General features: G+C 42.9%; 1 protein-coding gene. It reads right to left on the reverse strand.

Annotation, left to right across the window (positions count from 1 at the left end):
* Window positions 1-319: hypothetical protein (locus Q4528_RS13190; protein ID WP_303521945.1), on the reverse strand; the 319-nt coding region annotated here is incomplete at both ends.

Consider the following 319-nt stretch of genomic DNA (forward strand, 5'->3'; position numbering starts at 1 on the left):
CTGTAAAGCTTATCGAGTAACTGTACCGCTTCATCGGGGTTTAAAACACCTGAAGATAATACCGCAACTTGGCCTTCAAGCATCGGGTATAGATAGTCTACGGCGACTTCATCTTGAGTGTAATTAATGATGTTGTAAGCATTGTATAACCCATCTTGGCGATAGTTACTGGCAATGCTTTTATCCATAATACGCAGGCTTGGCGATAATAATGCTTGGATTTGAGCAGTGCTGACGGTTTGTTTACCTGAGAAGCCATGCTGATAAACTTTGGAACGATAATCTGCTGCTACCTTAGCTAAGCTACGCAGGACTTGGC

It is taken from the genome of Staphylococcus pasteuri, assembly GCF_030547725.1.
Lineage (GTDB): Bacteria > Bacillota > Bacilli > Staphylococcales > Staphylococcaceae > Staphylococcus > Staphylococcus pasteuri.